The sequence below is a fragment of the Acinetobacter sp. YH12068_T genome, assembly GCF_024606005.1.
Taxonomy (GTDB): Bacteria; Pseudomonadota; Gammaproteobacteria; order Pseudomonadales; family Moraxellaceae; genus Acinetobacter; species Acinetobacter amyesii.
On record NZ_CP094555.1, the window covers coordinates 2,703,761 to 2,719,927 of the forward strand.

Sequence of the window (16,167 nt, forward strand, 5' to 3'; positions counted from 1 at the left end):
AAGCTGAGCTTAACCTAATTCTTTTTTTTACACTTCACTTAAAGTGCCAATTTTGCTTTATTTTTAGCAAACAGCGCAGGACCGATTCCCTTAACCTGTTGAATATCATCAATGCTTTTAAATAAGCCATTACTTTTGCGATATTGCACAATTGCTTCTGCTTTTTTCTGACCAATTCCATGCAATGTCTGCAGTTCATCGACTGAGGCTGTATTTAAACGTACCTGATCTGTTCGACTATTTTGTTGGGTGCTGGGTCGTGACAAATAATAGTTGGCATTGCTCGGTGCAGTTGCCACTTTGGACTTCGAGGCCTCAGATTGCTTTTTTAATTGCTGATCTTGAGCTTGCTGCATGGCTTTCCATTCCGCGTAACCCGAAGGGCTTTGAGCAAAAGTTAAATCTGCCATTAAACCCAAAACCAAGACAAGTAATTGTGTAGAGTATTTATTCTTTAGGATGTGGTACATATTCAGCCTGTTGTTTTAATTGTTGTTTTGCCTGTTCCCATAACTGATCCATTTCAGTCAGGGACAAGTCTTCTACATGTTTTTGTTGTAATGTGGCCTGTGCTTCAATATAAGCAAAACGGCTTCTAAATTTATGAATGGTACTTAAAAGTGCCATCTCACTTGAGATGCCAATCTTACGTCCAACATTCACCAGAGAAAATAAGCAATCACCAAATTCATCAAATATTTCGTCGGATTTTTTGCCTGCCAAAGCCTCTTTTAACTCCCCTAGCTCTTCCTCAAGTTTGCCATAAGCCCCTTCAATATCTGGAAAATCAAATCCAATTTTCGCCACATTTTTTTGGATTTCATCTGCTTGGCTTAATGCAGGTGCATGTTTAACCTCATCTAATCTAGATGCTGATTTCCCTGCTTTTTCTTGTTGTTTAATCTGTTTCCATAGTGTTGCCACATCATCTGCATTGAGTGCAGAAAACTGCTCTGCCTGAAACACATGGGGATGACGGCGAATTAATTTATCTGTAATGGCTTGCACCACATCTTGAAAATCAAACGCGCCTTGTTCGCTATACATCTGCGACTGAAAAACCACTTGCAGCAACAAATCCCCCAGTTCATCTCGCACATCGTCAATCTGACCTGAACGAACCGCCGCTTCAACTTCATAGGCTTCTTCGATGGCATAACGAGTCAAACTTTCTGGGGTTTGCTTTTGATCCCATGGACATTTTTCACGTAATTCTTTCATCACTGCTAATAATTGTTCCATGTGAACTCCAGCTATTTACTCATCAGTACATTGTTTCGATTACAGAATTTGATATGCTCAAAATTTACTCAGGGAATGAGCAACTTAATTTAAGGAAGCATAACATGCAAAGTATTTTTATTAGCGGTGCAGGACAAGGGATTGGCGCAGCAATTGCACGACTATTCATACAACAAGGCTATAAAGTTGGGCTTTACGACATTAACCAATCTCAAGTCACCTCCTTAGCTGCTGAACTCGGTAGCCATGCCAAAGCTGGGCTTTTAGATGTGACACAACCAGAGCAATGGCAAAGCGCTTTAGCTGAATTTGTTGCTTGGGCAGGTCAGTTGAATATCTTAGTCAATAATGCCGGAATTCTGTATTCAGGCAGCTTTGAACATACGGAATTGTCTGCACACCACCGAACGATTGATATCAATGTCAAAGGGGTGGTAAACGGTTGCTATGCGGCATTCCCCTATTTACAACAAAGCAATTTTGCTCGTGTGATTAACCTCTCTTCAGCTTCAGCTATTTATGGACAAGCAGATTTAGCCAGCTATGCCACATCTAAATTTGCTGTACGTGGGCTCACTGAAAGCTTGGATATTGAATGGCAAAAATACAATATTCGCGTTTTAGATGTAATGCCTTTATTTGTTCAAACCGCGATGGTGCAAGACATGGATGCACAAAGCATTAAGAAAATGGGCGTCAATCTTCAACCGAGCGATGTCGCTCAGCAAATTTATGCCTTGGTACAAAAACGGGATTCGGTCTTAATGGCCACACATACACCTGTGGGGATGAAAGCTAAATTTTTATTTAATTTATCGAAGTTTAGCCCGCAATTTGTCAACCGCTTAAGTAATATTTGGATTGCACAAAAAACCAAATAGCAACGTGTTACTAATCATTTAATTTTGCAATCATATTTGTACGCAAATTACACAAAGTTACACAATTGTCACATTTTAACAGGACAAAATTCTTTTTTTTGAATAATATTCACCCGCCCATTACTTTCGGGCGTTTATTTTCTAACAATAAAAGTGAATTATTTCATGAAAAAATTACTTGTTCTTGCAACTGTTACTTCTATTTCAATTTCTGCTTTTGCTACAACTCAATTCGCATCTTCAGAATTAAAAGCGATGGATTGTGCAACTCTTGCTGTTGAAAAAGCGAATGCTAAGCGCTCTTTAGAAGCTGCTGACAAAAACATTGCAAACATCCAAGCATCTGCTCAAGCGCCAGGCAAATCATTGAGCAAATTTGCTGGTTTAGCGGGTGGCGCTCTTGCTGCTTTCGGTGGTAACTCTGAAAAAGCTGCTCGTGCAGGCAACATTGCAAACAGCTTGGCTGGTGAGCAAGATACTTCAGAAGCAGGCAACCTTGAACTTCAACAAGCGAATAAATCTGCTGCTCAAGCAAACATCGACAACATTGGTATCTATCAAGGTTCTAAAAAATGCAAAATCTAATCTAAAGCCAGTTTAGATTGATTTAAAAAAAGCCCTGTTCAGCCAGAACAGGGCTTTTTTCATGGTGATTTCTATTTCATACCGATTTATAAGACATTCAACTCAATTTTCGGCAAATGAAAGCCTCGGCAAGATTGTTCACTTTCCCATGCCACCGTCAACATCACATGCGGCAGTTGAATATTCTGATAAGCAAAAGTGCCAATTGCGGGATGACTACACATCCCACCATTCTGCTCAGGATGACACTGTGTATTCAGTTCATTCAGGTTCACTCGAATCCCTAAACCTGACGCTTTAAGTACCGCCTCTTTGGTAGTCCAAACTTTAAACCAATAATCAGGATTATGCTCAAAGTTCTCCCAATTGAGCAATTCTTCGGGATGAAAGCTATGTTGAGCCATCGCATCAAAACGAACTTTTCGATTTAAATCCTCAATATCCACACCAATATTGGCGATTTTTTCACTGCTGGCCAAAACATAATGCTGCTGGCTATGACTATGATTAAAATGAAAGTGTGGAAAATCAGGAAGAAAAGGCTTACCAAATGCAGACTTTGAAAAATCTGAATTTTCAACTGACCTATTTAGCCGCTGCCCAAGTAATTGATTGCGATATTGGTAAATGGCTTGTTTACGCACGGCAATTACCTCTTGACGACTCAAGCCATGCGGCTCCACAAAGAAGTCAGTAATTGCACTATATTCAAGCTGAATTTTCACCATAAGTTATTGATCCAATATCTTTTACACTACGTCCATGACGCTATATTTTATGCGACTCTCCAACACAAAATACACCACAATACAGATGAGCGCATCGGTCCTTTGACTTATCGAGATTTTAAAACTCAGTTTAAAAATATTTCAAACCACTTAAGAAATACTTAATATTATAAATATATTCAAATACTTAAGTATAATAAATATTTTAAATACATCTTCAATTAGATAAAATACTCTAGATTCTTATAACTTTAATTTAAAACTCGGGGTAAATCAGATGCTAAGAAAAATCACCTTAATCAGTTCACTTTGTGTCCTACCATGTTTCGCTCAAGCAGGCTTATTGGATGCAGCTGTTGCAGTGATGGGTGCCAAAAATGGCGCGATTATGGACCAAGCTGAAGCGCGTATGAATCAAAGCCGTCAAGAAGCTGCCAATGCTGTAGCTCAAGCAGACCGTGGCTATGCCTCAAATTTCAATCAAGCTAACCAAACCAACAATAGTGTTTATAGCACCAGTTATTTAAAAACCTTAGATTGCACTGATCTGAGCGTTGAACGTAAAACTTTCGAACGTACATTGGAAGCATCGCAACTGGCATTAAGCCAAGCGTCTGCACAGCAAAATAATCAAGTGTCAAAATGGGCGGGGCTTGCTGGCAACGCGCTATCCGCATTTTCAGGTCAATCTGAAACAGCCGCGCGTATGGGACAATTTGCGACAGCTTTTTCTGGCAATAAAAATACACAACAGGATAGCAGCAGCGCACAGCAAGCCATGGAAATTGCTCAAGCTAATCTGGATAATATTGATATTTACCGCCAAGCTAAAAAGTGTAAAAACTAATTTCTACATCTTTTTAGATAAATAAAGTGAAATAAAAAAGCCTGCATATCTGCAGGCTTTTTTTGTTCATCTAAACTTAGCGTTTGAATTTCTTTTCCGCCTTTTTGAACTTCTGAACATAACGACGTTTACGTGCCGCCGTACGCTCATCGATTTGCGACTTACGACCTTCAAATGGGTTATCAGAGGTTTTAAATTCAATTTTGACTGGCGTACCTTCAAGTTTATAAACTTTACGGAACACGTTTTCTAGGTAACGTCGATAGTCATTTGGCGTTTTATCGACTTTGTTACCATGAATCACAATCGTCGGTGGATTTTGCCCGCCAATATGCGCATAACGCATTTTGATACGACGACCTTGAACCATTGGTGGTTGGTGCGCATCAGTTGCATCATTCAAGATCTGAGTGATTTTCGCAGGTGATACTTTCAAATGCGAAGAATCATAAGCACGGTGGATCGATGGATAAAGATCACCAACACCTGTACCGTGAAGTGCAGAAATTAAGTGAATTTTTGCCCATGGAATAAAGTCAAAACGACGTTCAACATCTAATTTACATTGTTTACGGTCGTAGTCTGACATGTTGTCCCATTTGTTGATGGCAATCACCATCGCACGGCCTGCTTCAAGCGCATAACCGATCAAATGCAAGTCTTGCTCAACGATCCCTTCACGTGCATCGACAACAATAACCACAACATGCGCATCTTTCATCGCTTGTAAAGTTTTCACAATCGAGAATTTCTCGATCATTTCGTCCACTTTACCTTTACGACGTACACCCGCAGTATCGATTAATGTGTATTTACGACCGTCACGTTCAAATGGAATATAAATTGAGTCACGTGTAGTACCCGGCTGGTCAAATGCAACCACACGGTCTTCACCCAACAAACGGTTCACTAAAGTCGATTTACCTACGTTTGGACGACCAATAATCGCTAAACGTAAGCCTGTGTCTTTATCGTGTTGTTCTTCACTTTCATCTTCAGGTACATCAGCCAACACTTCTTCAAGCATCTGCTGAACACCACGACCATGGCTGGCAGCCACTTGAAGTGGTTCACCCATACCCAATTTAAAGAATTCAACTAAAGCTGCTTCGGCATGTACACCATCAACTTTGTTGGCAACAAGATAAACTTTTTTACCCAGCGTACGTAAGTCACGTGCAATTTGCTCATCAGATGCCAATAAGCCTGCGCGCGCATCGACCACAAAGACAATAATATCTGCTTCATTAATGGCAGTTTTTGACTGTTCTGCCATGTACGAGTCGATACCGCCCTCAGTTTCGCCAATACCCCCAGTATCAACGACGATGAAGGATTTATTTTGATAAGTCGCGTCACCATACTTACGGTCACGAGTCAGACCTGCAAAGTCAGCAACGAGAGCATCACGGCTCTTGGTTATCTGGTTAAACAACGTTGATTTTCCGACGTTCGGACGACCAATGAGCGCAATTACGGGTTTCATAGATTAACCTTTATTCCAGATCAGCCAGTTTGGTCTGGTCTGAACATCAGAAAGCTTAGGAAGAATGGAAATAGGATAAATGCCTAAAATAAATAAAAACACGGGGCATTGATGATTCAATCCCCCGCGTTAAAAATACGGTTTGGCTTATTTTAACATAAGCCGCAGAAAAATTAACGGTTCTGCCAAATGCTTAATGCACCCTTACGTGTCGACACATATAATTGATTGTCAATTACACGTAGTGAACGTACTTCACCACTGGTTTTAGAACGACCAACCAACTCACCTGTCGCTGGGTTGATTAAGTGAAGTACACCATCCAGATCACCAACCACAAGGTCTTGACCTAACATCACTGGGTTACTCAAATTACGATTAAGCAATTGGTCATTTTCCCACAATGTTTGACCAGTGGTAATTTCATAAGCCACAATTTTACCATCAGTTTGTGTCACAAAGACACCATTGCCCGCAACTTCAGGACGCTGAATGCTGCTCGCATCATTGCTCCAGATCACTTGTTGTGAGGCAAGATCAAGCGCTGTCACTTGGCCTTGGTAACTGGTGGTAATTAAAAATTGACCTGCTACAGTCGGTTCACCGTCAATATCAATGAGACGTTGTACATCTGAACGACCGTCTGACACTGCAACACGACGCTGCATTTTCGGAATACCGCTCAATGCATCAATCACATAGATATAGGCATTTGAAGAAGCGATGAGAACATGACGCGCATCGAGTGATACCGGTGCTGCCATACCACGTAAACTAAACTGTACATTTGGCAAGTTATAGGTCCAAGTTTGTTGGCCCGTTGCCACATCGTTTGCGTATACCGTACCATCATTGGTAACTGAAATAACGCGACCTGCTTGAATCAACGACGGTGAAAGTAACGCGCCGGTTAATTGCGCAGTCCACTTTTGTTCACCTGTTGCCTGATCTAATGCAAATAATTGACCTTTTGCATTACCAACAACCACAATTCCGTCAGCTGCTTCTACACCTGCAGTCAAACCTTGTTTAGAGATTTTCTTCTGCCATAAACGCTCTTTGCCTTTGTAGGCTTGAACTTCACCATTAGGATTTACGCTAAAAACAACGCCATTATCTGCATCCATACGTAAACGCAGTGGATCTGCTTCTTCAGTTGAAGCCACACTGTTTGAAAATACAGGTGCTAAAGTTTTTGCCTGTTCCAATTTTGGTAAAGGATTTGGTTTTACTTTTTCTACTTTTCCTTTATTTGCACAACCAGCCAAAGCAAGTGTTAAAACTGTCAGCGCACAGGTAATTTTGTATTTTCTATTCATTCAGTTGCTTCCACTTGTGTATCTATAATCGGACGTTCAATTTCAGGATCATCAACTAAAACGCCTACACTTTCGAGTTTAATTTGTAAAATTTGACGTTCTTCTTGTCGCTCAACCAAAGCATCCCATGCACTTTGATAAACTTTCTTTGCATTTTCAATATCATTTTTCGCAACATAGACGTCGCCACGGGCTTCATCTGCAGTCGCTTGAAAAGCAGGTTCTTTAACTGCTTCTAAGGTTTTTAATGCTTCATCAAATTTCTTTTGCGCCAATTGTGCATATGCCAAACGTAATTTCACCAATTGAATTAAGCCTGCATCATCAACTTTTGAATTTTCAACTTTTTTCAAAGCTTTTTCAGCGTTGGCATAATCCGCTTTATCATACGCCAATTTTGCCATAAGCAACTGAGTTTGAATGGCTTGTGGCGAATCTGGTGCTTCTTTTACAATTTTATCTGCAGTCGCAGAAAGTTGTGTAAAAGCGTCACCCGTCGCCGACTGAGCATCATCCATTAACTGCTGGACTTTGGCTGTTTGCATTTGTGATTCAGCCAAAGTTTTCTTCTGCCAGTATTCCCATCCGAAAAAGGCAATCAACGCAATTAAAATGCCGCTAACAATGGCAGAGCCATATTTTTTAGCAAACGATTTTAAATTATCAAGTTGTTCTTCTTCACTCAATGCGCTCATGAAATTACCTTTTTCCTTATGTTATAGGGATTATTTTGAAGAAATTTTTTCGATAATGAAGGCAACAAAGTCTGCCACATTCACTTCGTGTTGTTCTGCAATGGCTAGCTCTTTCACCAGCACTTGCCCAGCTGCTTGCTCACGTTCACCGTAAATCACAGCAAATAAAGCGCCCGATTGGTCGGCTTTTTTCATTTGCGATTTCATTGAACCTTGTGAACCAACTTTTAAGCGAATGTTGCTACCCGCCGCTTCAAGTTGATCACGTATTTGTTCAGCAAGCACCAACGCTTTACCTTGAGTTGCAGGATCTGAAACCAAGAATAGCTCACAGTCACGCACTGGGGTATTGTCTTCCACTTGTTCAAGTAGAAGAAGCAAACGCTCCATACCCATTGCAAAACCAACAGCAGGCACAGACTGGTCTGCTTTACCTTTAAGCTGACCGACTAAACCGTCATAACGACCACCAGCACATACCGTTCCTTGAGAACCTAAGTGTGTAGTTGTCCATTCAAAGACCGTTTTATTGTAGTAGTCAAGACCACGAACCAATTTTTGATTGATCACAAAACCAACACCAGCGTCAGTCAAATACTGCTGCAATTGAGCAAAGTGAGCCAACGTTTCTTCACCCATAAAGTCGTGAAGTTTTGGCGCATTTTCCAAAATGCTTTGTGTTTTTGCATCTTTAGAATCCAAAATACGCAGTGGATTCGTAGTTAGACGACGCTGTGAATCTTCATCTAAGTCATTTTTATGTGACTCTAAAAATTCAACCAATGCCGCACGATAGGCAGCACGTTCATCAGACTCACCTAATGTATTGAGTTCTAATTGAACTTTATCTGCAACGCCCATGCGTTTCCACAAACGCGCAGTCATTAAAATCAATTCTGCATCTTGATCTGGTGTTGCAACACCAAAGGTTTCTACGCCAAATTGATGGAACTGACGGTAGCGACCTTTTTGTGGTTTTTCATAGCGGAACATTGGGCCGACATACCATACACGCGGTGTAGCACCACGAAGTAAGTTATGTTCAAGCATTGCACGTACACACCCTGCTGTTCCTTCTGGACGCAAAGTCAAAGACTCAGGCGGATTACCTTTGTCTAAGAATGTGTACATTTCTTTTTCAACGATATCCGTTGCATCACCAATAGAACGTTTGAACAGATGAGTCTGCTCCACAATCGGCAAGCGAATTTGCTGATAACCATAAGCATCCATCAGGCTAGATAGATGCTGTTCTAGACGTCTCCATGCAGGACTTTGCGTAGGGAGAATGTCATTAAAACCTTTGATTGCGACGATTGAACTCATGATCTACTCAGAAAAACTTGTGCGAATAATCTCTTTAGCTTTAGCGTCTTCAAGATCGCTAACACGTTGACGAACCATCGCTTCGATTTCGTCAACCAACTGATTTGTGTCAATTAAATGGCTCTTTTCGCCATTACGATACACCAGTGAACGCGGACTTGCACCTACTACACCAATATCGGCTTCTTTGGCTTCGCCCGGACCATTTACTTTACAACCAATCACCGATACATCCATTGGGGTACGAATATCTTCTAAACGCTCTTCCAATGTTTGCATAACTTTGATGACATTAAACTCTTGGCGTGAACAACTTGGGCACGCAATAAAGTTAATGCCATTTGAACGTAAGCCCAATGATTTTAAAATATCAAAGCCAATTTTGATTTCTTCTTCAGGCTCTGCTGCCAATGAAATACGCATGGTGTCACCAATGCCTTCCATTAACAAACCACCTAAAGCGATAGCAGATTTGACTGAACCCGTGCGGTAGACACCAGCTTCAGTCACACCCAAGTGTAATGGGTTATCAATTTGTTTAGATAACAAACGGTAAGCATCCATCGTCAGAAAGACATTGGATGCTTTGACTGACACTTTAAATTCATGGAAATTTAAACGGTCTAAAATATCAATATGGCGCATTGCAGATTCAAGCAAAGCCTGACCTGTAGGCTCACCATATTTCTTTTGAATATCTTTTTCCAGTGAACCGGCATTGACACCAATACGCATAGAGATGTCATTATGTTGTGCAGCAGCTACCACTTCACGAATTTTAGCTTCTGAGCCAATATTACCCGGGTTAATACGCAAACAATCTGCACCAAGGTCTGCAACACGTAAAGCAATTTTATAATCAAAGTGAATATCGGCAACCAATGGCACTTGCACACGTTTACGAATTTCACCAAAAGCTTCAGCAGCTTCCATACTCGGTACAGAAACACGCATGATGTCCGCACCGACGTCTACACAGCGCTGAATCTGTGCCACGGTCGCTTCGACATCACAGGTTTCAGTATTGGTCATACTTTGGATGCTGATCGGCGCATCACCACCGACATACACCGAACCTACTTTAATTTTACGCGTTGGACGGCGCTTAATTGGATTTTCAATCATTGTTCAGTCTGCTCTGTTGTCCCTTAACGTGATAAACGGAAATCTGCTTTGCCGTTTACGGTATATGGTGACAATGAAATATTTTCATTATTTAAGCTTAATGACACTGCTGTTGCATCATCCAAACGAATTTGGAATGGTGTTTCACCGTTTAAGTTGAGCGTCGATGCTTGACGACCAGTTGCCAACACCTTACCCGTCGAATCAACAATATGTACTGAAGTCGGGCTACTAAAGGTCAATGTCAATTGATCACCGCTGACTGTTGCATTCCCACCATTCATGTCGAGGACTTGAACTTCTGAAGCGACTTCACTGGTCACAGCGTCTTCATTATCGCTGCCCGAGGTCATGCCCTGAATCGCTGCCACGATCGCACCAATGACCACCAACACCGCCAATGCAATCAGACCACGTTTGATCCATTTACGATTACGGTCACGGTTAGAACCGGGTAATTTACCCATAATTTTAATCGGTGAATTGTTTAACGCGTGATTTGGCAACAAACCCGTATCGTTAGCATAAATATCATCAAAACGTTGAATGATATTGGTGGCATCAACTTTTAAATATTTGGCATAAGTGCGGTAGTAACCTTTAATAAAGGTTGCTTCAGGCAATGACTTATAATCATCTTGCTCAAGTGCAGTCAGTGTTTTTAATGGAATATTGAGTTCTGATGCGACAGCTTCAAGTTCCAGTTTTTGCGTAATACGTACTTGACGTAAATACTCACCTGGGCGTTGTACATTTCCTAATGCATTTGGAGCTACGCTCGAACCATTCGATTGCGGTGAATTAGGATTTACTTCCATACGGCCTCAGTACTGTACTGTAATTGCAAATAGCGTTGGTATTCAGGACTTTCTGGGAACAAAGCACGTAACTGATTGACCAGTACTTGCATACCCAAATTGTCGCCATTGGCACGCGCTGTTCGAATGCCAATCCAGAGTGCACGCGCACCCTGATTTTTTTGTCCTACTGCACGTACAAATTGTTCATACATTTGTGTAGCAGCAGGGAACTGCTGATTCAAATAAAAGATTTCAGACAACTCTAACATTGAAACATAGGAATCACGATTAGCCTGCAAAGCTTGTTTGAATGATTTTTCAGCATTCGCCACATCACCCACTTTCAGGTAAATTCGACCTAAATTTTCCAATGCTTTGAAACGTTGATCATAACCTAAAGTTGAACCTGCGATGCTGAACTGTTCAATCGCATCATTATAACGCTCAACTTGGTATAAATACGTACCGTAGTTGTTACGTGCTTGAGAATTTTTTGAGTCTGCTGAAATTGCACGCTTAAAATAACTATCTGCTTTTTCTAAGTTGGCTGGACTGCCTTCTCGTTGTAGTAAGACGCCCATCATCATATTGGCTTGGGAATCGCGAGAATCCACTTCTAAAGCCTGATCCAATGCGCGCTTAGCAGAGTCCAAATCCCCTGCTTTCAGGTGTTCAACAGCCAATTGCGTTCTGATTTTTACGGCTTTCTCTGGGTCTTTTTTCCCAATCTCAGGCGTTTGACATGCTGTTAATGCCAAAACCGATGCACATAAAGCTGAAACGAAAGTGAACTTATACGTTAACTTTTTCAATTGGCTGCCTCTTTATTATCCTTGTGAGCGCAGTATCTCATTTTGCTGCGCAACTTTCTTTTTCCATTGCTCCGCACGACGAGTACGGTCAGCAACTTGCCCCACGAGTTGTCCACACGCAGCATCGATATCATCACCACGTGTCTGACGAATCGTACACACAAAACCGGCATCAGACAAAGTTTTTTGGAAAGAAATAATACGGTTACGGCTTGAACGACCGTATGGCGCATGCGGGAACGGGTTAAACGGAATTAAATTAATTTTGCTTGGTAAGTTTTTCAACAGCTTTAACATTTGCTGTGCATGTTCAGGATGGTCATTTACACCATCTAACATTACGTATTCGATGGTCACGTGTTTACGCGAACTTTCATTACCATCTTTGGCGATATAACGCTGACACGCTGCAATCAACTGTTCCAATGGATATTTTTTATTGATCGGAACAAGTTCGTTACGTAGTTCATCATTTGGCGCATGGAGTGAAATTGCCAAGGCTACATCAATGTCTTGTGCCAATTGGTCAATTTTAGGCACCACACCTGAGGTTGATAAAGTCACACGACGCTTCGACATACCATACGCAAAGTCATCCAACATGATACGCATTGAATTCAATACGGCATCATAGTTCAACAGCGGCTCACCCATGCCCATCATCACCACGTTGGTCACTGAACGTTCACGATCCGCAACTGGCACATCTTCCATATAAGAGAAGTTCGCCATCCAAAGCTGTCCAATAATTTCAGCTTGACTCAAGTCACGTTGGAAGCCTTGTTTACCAGTTGAACAGAATGAACAGTCCAGAGCACAGCCCACTTGTGATGAAATACACAAGGTCTTACGTGCGCCGGTTTTATCTTCCGCAGGAATCAGCACAGTTTCAACCAATGAACCTGCACCTTCACCTACACGGAACACCCATTTACGAGTACCGTCTTTTGAGTAATTTTTATGCACCACTTCAGGCGCTTTAATTTCACAAATCTTTTCTAGTTTTTCACGCAATTTTCCAGAAATATTGGTCATTTCAGCAAAATCAGTCACGAAGAACTGATGAATCCATTTCATCACCTGCCCAGCACGAAATTTCTTCTCCCCCATATCTTCGAAGAATTTTTCCATTTGTGGACGTGACATGCCCAGTAAATTCACTTTCTCCACAGTGTTTTGCTGCGTCGGAGCGGATGGAGATTGTTGCTGTGCATCAGAAACAGCTGATGTAGCGACTACTTCAGTACTCATGTGTAATTACCTAAACCATGTCTAAAGATCAAAGGAGATGCTCAGTATTTGAGCGAAGAATTATTCAGAGAATAAAAAAACCAGACAAGCAGTATACCACTTATCTGGTTTGAATACTTCGAATTAACGAGTACGTGGAGCGATCTCAGTTTGAGCGAAGAAGTAGTTAACTTCACGATCAGCAGATGCTACAGAGTCAGAACCGTGAGCAGCGTTTTCGTCGATGCTTACAGCGAAGTCTGCACGGATAGTACCAGGAGCAGCTTCTTTAGGGTTAGTTGCGCCAAGGATTTCACGGTGAGCAAGAACTGCGTTTTCGCCTTCAAGAACTGAAACTACAACTGGACCAGAAGTCATGAATGCAACTAGGTCAGCAAAGAAACCACGTTCTTTGTGCTCAGCGTAGAAGCCTTCAGCTTCAGCTTGAGTCAAGTGTTTCATTTTAGTTGCAACGATTTGAAGACCAGCTTTTTCGAAACGAGCAAAGATGTCGCCGATGTGGTTTTTAGCAACTGCGTCTGGTTTAACGATAGATAAAGTACGTTCAATAGCCATGAGAGGCTCCTTAAGTCAATTTGACGTGAAAAATTTGCCGCATTATACCGAATAATGCGCTATTTTCTGCTTTTGCTATACAAAAAAATTGCTTTTTTCGATGTAGGGATTAACTTGCCTCATCAATCCAGGCCATCTGAATTCCCTCAAGCAGACCTTCAGTCGACTTTTCTGGGTCATCAGTGAAATTTGGCAATGCACATACCCATGCATGTAGGTCAGTAAAGCGAATCCATTGCGGATCAACATCAGGGTGAGCTTCATACAGCTCAATTGCGATATCAATGGTATCTGTCCAGCGTAAACCCATGGGTCTTCCTAACATCGTCTATAGAATGATGGCTTACTTTAACAAATTTCAGCAATTGGACGTGATAAACCCTTTTAATTTTTTTATTACCAGATTTTGCAATTGTGATGTCCACATCAAACTATAAAACCAAACCGAAAAGAGGTGCACAGAGAATCATTGCGGCACCCACTGCAGCGCCTATAGCAGCACCGACAGCAACATCACTTGGGTAATGCAAACCTAAGATCATGCGAGATAATGCCACCAATAAGCTAAAGGGCAACATTAGGACCAACAGCATGGGTTGAATATAGCCCAACACTGTTGTCGCCATGACCGCATGCAAAGTATGCCCCGATGGAAAACTAAAATGATCTAGAGGGCGTTCACCTAAGCGAATCACTTGATGCACTTGGTACGGTCTTGGGCGCACAGTTTTCTTTTTGAGGAGTTTATAGATCGAGGTGCCGACGGAACCACCCAGTAATACATAGACGATTTGTACACTGTAAGACATGCCCTGCACGATCCAAACCGTCGCCAACATGACATACCAAAACATACCATCACCAAGTCGACTCACCATTTTAAATATGTCAGCAACAACTTGTTGATGTGAAAAATGATTGAGATAAATACAGCCTTTTAAATCGAGATGCAGCATTCTTGTTTTTGCATTTTTAAAATTCATCGCTAATCTCCTATCTACAGTCAAAGCCTGACTGTGTTGGGGTTGAGCTAGATTTGTGTTGTTATTTTTACAAGTTGAGATCTGTGTTTGACTCAGCTTAGGTTCTCTTTTTGACAGTGCAATGATGCTTTGATGACAGTTCGATGAATATTAATTTTTGAAGATGCTCAACTTTTCTATACAACCAATAGCGCTAGCTCCATTGGCTCATCATGGCTTGATCCACCACGCGATATAGCGCGTGCTCAAATTGCTGTACAGGATATTGCCAACCAATTTTAGCTGCGTCTTTTGCCGCTTCGATGCCCATCGTTTTTAATTTGGCGCGTTGCGGCAATTGTTGCATAAGACGAATAAATTCATCGGTTCGAGATAAATGACATAACCATCCCGTTTGCTGATTTCTCACGTGCAATTGGGCACATGCGGCATTATATGCAATCACCGGCAATCCGCTGGCCATTGCCTCCAAAACCACATTACCAAAAGTCTCAACCTGACTTGCGAAAACAAAAACATCCGCACTAGCATAGGCTTGCGATAAAGCCTGACCACTTAAACTTCCCATAAAAATAACATCTAGGGATTTTGCCAGTTGCATTAATCGTTCAAGATCTGGCCCATCCCCCACAATGACCAATTTCGTTCGTGCATCCATGGCCAACATCGAACGATAGGCTGAAATTAAAACATCCACCTCTTTTTCAGGAGATAGCCGACCGACATAGAGCATCACGCGGGTATGTTCATCTGCTTGCCACTGTTGTCTCAGTTCTGCTCGATAATGTGAGGGAGAAAATCGACTATGGTCCACACCTCGCCCCACCACCACCAATGGACAACTAAAACCTAATCGATGCAAGGCATCCGCAGTATCTTGGCTCGGGACACAGGTGAGTTGAGTATTGTTATGAAACCATCGTAAATAATGTTGTACAGGCTTCATTAAAAACGCTAAATCAAAGAAGCGACTAAAATCATGAAAGGCCGAGTGAAAACCACTGGACACAGGGATGTGTAAAGAACGCGCCAATTGAAGCATGGCAAAACCCAAAGGCCCTTCAGTGACTATATGGACAATGTCGACTTGGGCTTTTTTTAAAGCTTTACTGAGTTTGATCAATTGCGGCCAGCCAAATTGTAAACCTGAATATTTAGGAATCGACTGCGCTCGAACCAAACACTCTTGATCAGGTCTGAAATCATGACAACTTTCGGACTGTTCAGGACGTATTAAAAAAATTGAGTTGCCTTGTTGCTGCAAGCCTTTACACAACTGCAATAAAGAATGTGCAACACCATTAATTTCTGGCGCCCACGTATCTGTAACAATGGCGATTTTTAGACCTGGACGGATTAAAGTTGAGACCGTTTGCACATCCATTCGTGATTGCATATGCTTAAATTGGAATTGAAAGCGTGCAGGTTCATCCTGCATACACCCCAAATCGTTAGCCGATTCTGTCATGATCTTACACGCTTCTTATAAATGTTTATCCACAGTTTAAGCAGCAGTTTTTTGCATTTTGATG

The 16,167-nt window shown here is 41.6% G+C and carries 18 protein-coding genes; 3 read left to right on the forward strand and 15 right to left on the reverse strand.

Annotation, left to right across the window (positions count from 1 at the left end; genetic code table 11):
* Nucleotides 1-38: 38 nt before the first annotated feature.
* Together MST18_RS12910 and mazG are read right to left on the reverse strand one after the other, a co-directional pair.
* Nucleotides 39-470: a ComEA family DNA-binding protein gene (locus tag MST18_RS12910; RefSeq protein ID WP_180005384.1), complete on the reverse strand. Its 432-nt coding sequence runs from the start codon at nucleotides 468-470 to the stop codon at nucleotides 39-41.
* Complete coding sequence (mazG, locus tag MST18_RS12915; protein ID WP_180025977.1) at nucleotides 448-1,242, reverse strand: nucleoside triphosphate pyrophosphohydrolase; 795 nt, start codon at nucleotides 1,240-1,242, stop codon at nucleotides 448-450. Before mazG ends, MST18_RS12910 begins: the two co-directional genes overlap by 23 nt.
* Nucleotides 1,243-1,346: 104 nt before the next feature.
* On the opposite strand from mazG, the gene MST18_RS12920 reads away from it, so the two are divergent.
* Together MST18_RS12920 and MST18_RS12925 are read left to right on the forward strand one after the other, a co-directional pair.
* Nucleotides 1,347-2,123 carry an SDR family oxidoreductase gene (locus MST18_RS12920; RefSeq protein ID WP_180132658.1) on the forward strand — a complete coding sequence of 259 codons (777 nt, stop codon included), beginning with the start codon at nucleotides 1,347-1,349 and terminating at the stop codon, nucleotides 2,121-2,123.
* 165 nt (nucleotides 2,124-2,288) lie between these two features.
* A complete protein-coding gene (locus MST18_RS12925; protein WP_180007221.1) occupies nucleotides 2,289-2,708 on the forward strand; it encodes a hypothetical protein in 420 nt (139 codons plus the stop codon).
* Nucleotides 2,709-2,794: 86 nt separating this feature from the next.
* On the opposite strand, the gene MST18_RS12930 is transcribed toward MST18_RS12925, so the two are convergent.
* Complete coding sequence (locus tag MST18_RS12930; RefSeq protein ID WP_180132659.1) at nucleotides 2,795-3,436, reverse strand: 4'-phosphopantetheinyl transferase superfamily protein; 642 nt, start codon at nucleotides 3,434-3,436, stop codon at nucleotides 2,795-2,797.
* Nucleotides 3,437-3,713: 277 nt separating this feature from the next.
* On the opposite strand from MST18_RS12930, the gene MST18_RS12935 reads away from it, so the two are divergent.
* On the forward strand, nucleotides 3,714-4,283 hold the full coding sequence (locus MST18_RS12935; RefSeq protein ID WP_111884741.1) for a hypothetical protein: 570 nt from the start codon (nucleotides 3,714-3,716) through the stop codon (nucleotides 4,281-4,283).
* 76 nt (nucleotides 4,284-4,359) lie between these two features.
* Here MST18_RS12935 and der read toward each other — a convergent pair whose 3' ends face one another.
* The 12 genes from der to MST18_RS12995 all read right to left on the reverse strand — a co-directional run bounded on the left by der (nucleotide 4,360) and on the right by MST18_RS12995 (nucleotide 16,106).
* Entirely contained in the window at nucleotides 4,360-5,769 is a 1,410-nt protein-coding gene (gene der, locus MST18_RS12940; protein WP_180073270.1) for a ribosome biogenesis GTPase Der, read from the reverse strand.
* 173 nt (nucleotides 5,770-5,942) lie between these two features.
* Nucleotides 5,943-7,088 carry an outer membrane protein assembly factor BamB gene (gene bamB, locus MST18_RS12945; protein ID WP_078189607.1) on the reverse strand — a complete coding sequence of 382 codons (1,146 nt, stop codon included), beginning with the start codon at nucleotides 7,086-7,088 and terminating at the stop codon, nucleotides 5,943-5,945.
* Nucleotides 7,085-7,783 (reverse strand): tetratricopeptide repeat protein, encoded by a 699-nt coding sequence (locus tag MST18_RS12950; RefSeq protein WP_078192660.1) that lies wholly within the window; start codon nucleotides 7,781-7,783, stop codon nucleotides 7,085-7,087. The genes bamB and MST18_RS12950 overlap by 4 nt, the downstream gene beginning before the upstream one ends.
* A gap of 30 nt (nucleotides 7,784-7,813) precedes the next feature.
* On the reverse strand, nucleotides 7,814-9,109 hold the full coding sequence (gene hisS, locus MST18_RS12955) for a histidine--tRNA ligase (RefSeq protein ID WP_180005380.1): 1,296 nt from the start codon (nucleotides 9,107-9,109) through the stop codon (nucleotides 7,814-7,816).
* 3 nt (nucleotides 9,110-9,112) lie between these two features.
* Nucleotides 9,113-10,234 carry a flavodoxin-dependent (E)-4-hydroxy-3-methylbut-2-enyl-diphosphate synthase gene (gene ispG, locus MST18_RS12960; protein WP_078192661.1) on the reverse strand — a complete coding sequence of 374 codons (1,122 nt, stop codon included), beginning with the start codon at nucleotides 10,232-10,234 and terminating at the stop codon, nucleotides 9,113-9,115.
* 23 nt (nucleotides 10,235-10,257) lie between these two features.
* Nucleotides 10,258-11,052, reverse strand: coding sequence for a RodZ domain-containing protein (locus MST18_RS12965; RefSeq protein WP_180124989.1), 795 nt, complete (start codon nucleotides 11,050-11,052; stop codon nucleotides 10,258-10,260).
* Nucleotides 11,043-11,792 carry a type IV pilus biogenesis/stability protein PilW gene (gene pilW / locus MST18_RS12970; RefSeq protein ID WP_373691629.1) on the reverse strand — a complete coding sequence of 250 codons (750 nt, stop codon included), beginning with the start codon at nucleotides 11,790-11,792 and terminating at the stop codon, nucleotides 11,043-11,045. The genes MST18_RS12965 and pilW overlap by 10 nt, the downstream gene beginning before the upstream one ends.
* Nucleotides 11,793-11,861: 69 nt before the next feature.
* Nucleotides 11,862-13,097, reverse strand: coding sequence for a 23S rRNA (adenine(2503)-C(2))-methyltransferase RlmN (gene rlmN / locus MST18_RS12975; RefSeq protein WP_180034883.1), 1,236 nt, complete (start codon nucleotides 13,095-13,097; stop codon nucleotides 11,862-11,864).
* Nucleotides 13,098-13,220: 123 nt separating this feature from the next.
* Nucleotides 13,221-13,652, reverse strand: coding sequence for a nucleoside-diphosphate kinase (gene ndk, locus MST18_RS12980; protein WP_004697669.1), 432 nt, complete (start codon nucleotides 13,650-13,652; stop codon nucleotides 13,221-13,223).
* A 109-nt stretch (nucleotides 13,653-13,761) separates the two neighbouring features.
* The gene (iscX, locus tag MST18_RS12985) at nucleotides 13,762-13,962 is read right to left on the reverse strand and encodes a Fe-S cluster assembly protein IscX (protein ID WP_078189615.1); all 201 of its coding nucleotides are present in this window, start codon (nucleotides 13,960-13,962) and stop codon (nucleotides 13,762-13,764) included.
* Between the two features lie 121 nt (nucleotides 13,963-14,083).
* Nucleotides 14,084-14,635, reverse strand: coding sequence for a phosphatase PAP2 family protein (locus MST18_RS12990; RefSeq protein ID WP_180132660.1), 552 nt, complete (start codon nucleotides 14,633-14,635; stop codon nucleotides 14,084-14,086).
* Between the two features lie 193 nt (nucleotides 14,636-14,828).
* Nucleotides 14,829-16,106 (reverse strand): glycosyltransferase family 4 protein, encoded by a 1,278-nt coding sequence (locus tag MST18_RS12995; RefSeq protein ID WP_373686661.1) that lies wholly within the window; start codon nucleotides 16,104-16,106, stop codon nucleotides 14,829-14,831.
* Between the last annotated feature and the right edge of the window lie 61 nt (nucleotides 16,107-16,167).

Coding starts and splice junctions, on each gene's coding strand:
- MST18_RS12935 (WP_111884741.1), top strand. CDS start 3,714: ATGCTAAGAAAAATCACCTTAATCAGTTCACTTTGTGTCCTACCATGT.
- mazG (WP_180025977.1), bottom strand. CDS start 1,242: ATGGAACAATTATTAGCAGTGATGAAAGAATTACGTGAAAAATGTCCA.
- hisS (WP_180005380.1), bottom strand. CDS start 9,109: ATGAGTTCAATCGTCGCAATCAAAGGTTTTAATGACATTCTCCCTACG.
- MST18_RS12925 (WP_180007221.1), top strand. CDS start 2,289: ATGAAAAAATTACTTGTTCTTGCAACTGTTACTTCTATTTCAATTTCT.
- MST18_RS12920 (WP_180132658.1), top strand. CDS start 1,347: ATGCAAAGTATTTTTATTAGCGGTGCAGGACAAGGGATTGGCGCAGCA.
- MST18_RS12950 (WP_078192660.1), bottom strand. CDS start 7,783: ATGAGCGCATTGAGTGAAGAAGAACAACTTGATAATTTAAAATCGTTT.
- MST18_RS12965 (WP_180124989.1), bottom strand. CDS start 11,052: ATGGAAGTAAATCCTAATTCACCGCAATCGAATGGTTCGAGCGTAGCT.
- ispG (WP_078192661.1), bottom strand. CDS start 10,234: ATGATTGAAAATCCAATTAAGCGCCGTCCAACGCGTAAAATTAAAGTA.
- bamB (WP_078189607.1), bottom strand. CDS start 7,088: ATGAATAGAAAATACAAAATTACCTGTGCGCTGACAGTTTTAACACTT.
- iscX (WP_078189615.1), bottom strand. CDS start 13,962: ATGGGTTTACGCTGGACAGATACCATTGATATCGCAATTGAGCTGTAT.
- rlmN (WP_180034883.1), bottom strand. CDS start 13,097: ATGAGTACTGAAGTAGTCGCTACATCAGCTGTTTCTGATGCACAGCAA.
- der (WP_180073270.1), bottom strand. CDS start 5,769: ATGAAACCCGTAATTGCGCTCATTGGTCGTCCGAACGTCGGAAAATCA.
- MST18_RS12910 (WP_180005384.1), bottom strand. CDS start 470: ATGTACCACATCCTAAAGAATAAATACTCTACACAATTACTTGTCTTG.
- ndk (WP_004697669.1), bottom strand. CDS start 13,652: ATGGCTATTGAACGTACTTTATCTATCGTTAAACCAGACGCAGTTGCT.
- MST18_RS12990 (WP_180132660.1), bottom strand. CDS start 14,635: ATGAATTTTAAAAATGCAAAAACAAGAATGCTGCATCTCGATTTAAAA.
- MST18_RS12930 (WP_180132659.1), bottom strand. CDS start 3,436: ATGGTGAAAATTCAGCTTGAATATAGTGCAATTACTGACTTCTTTGTG.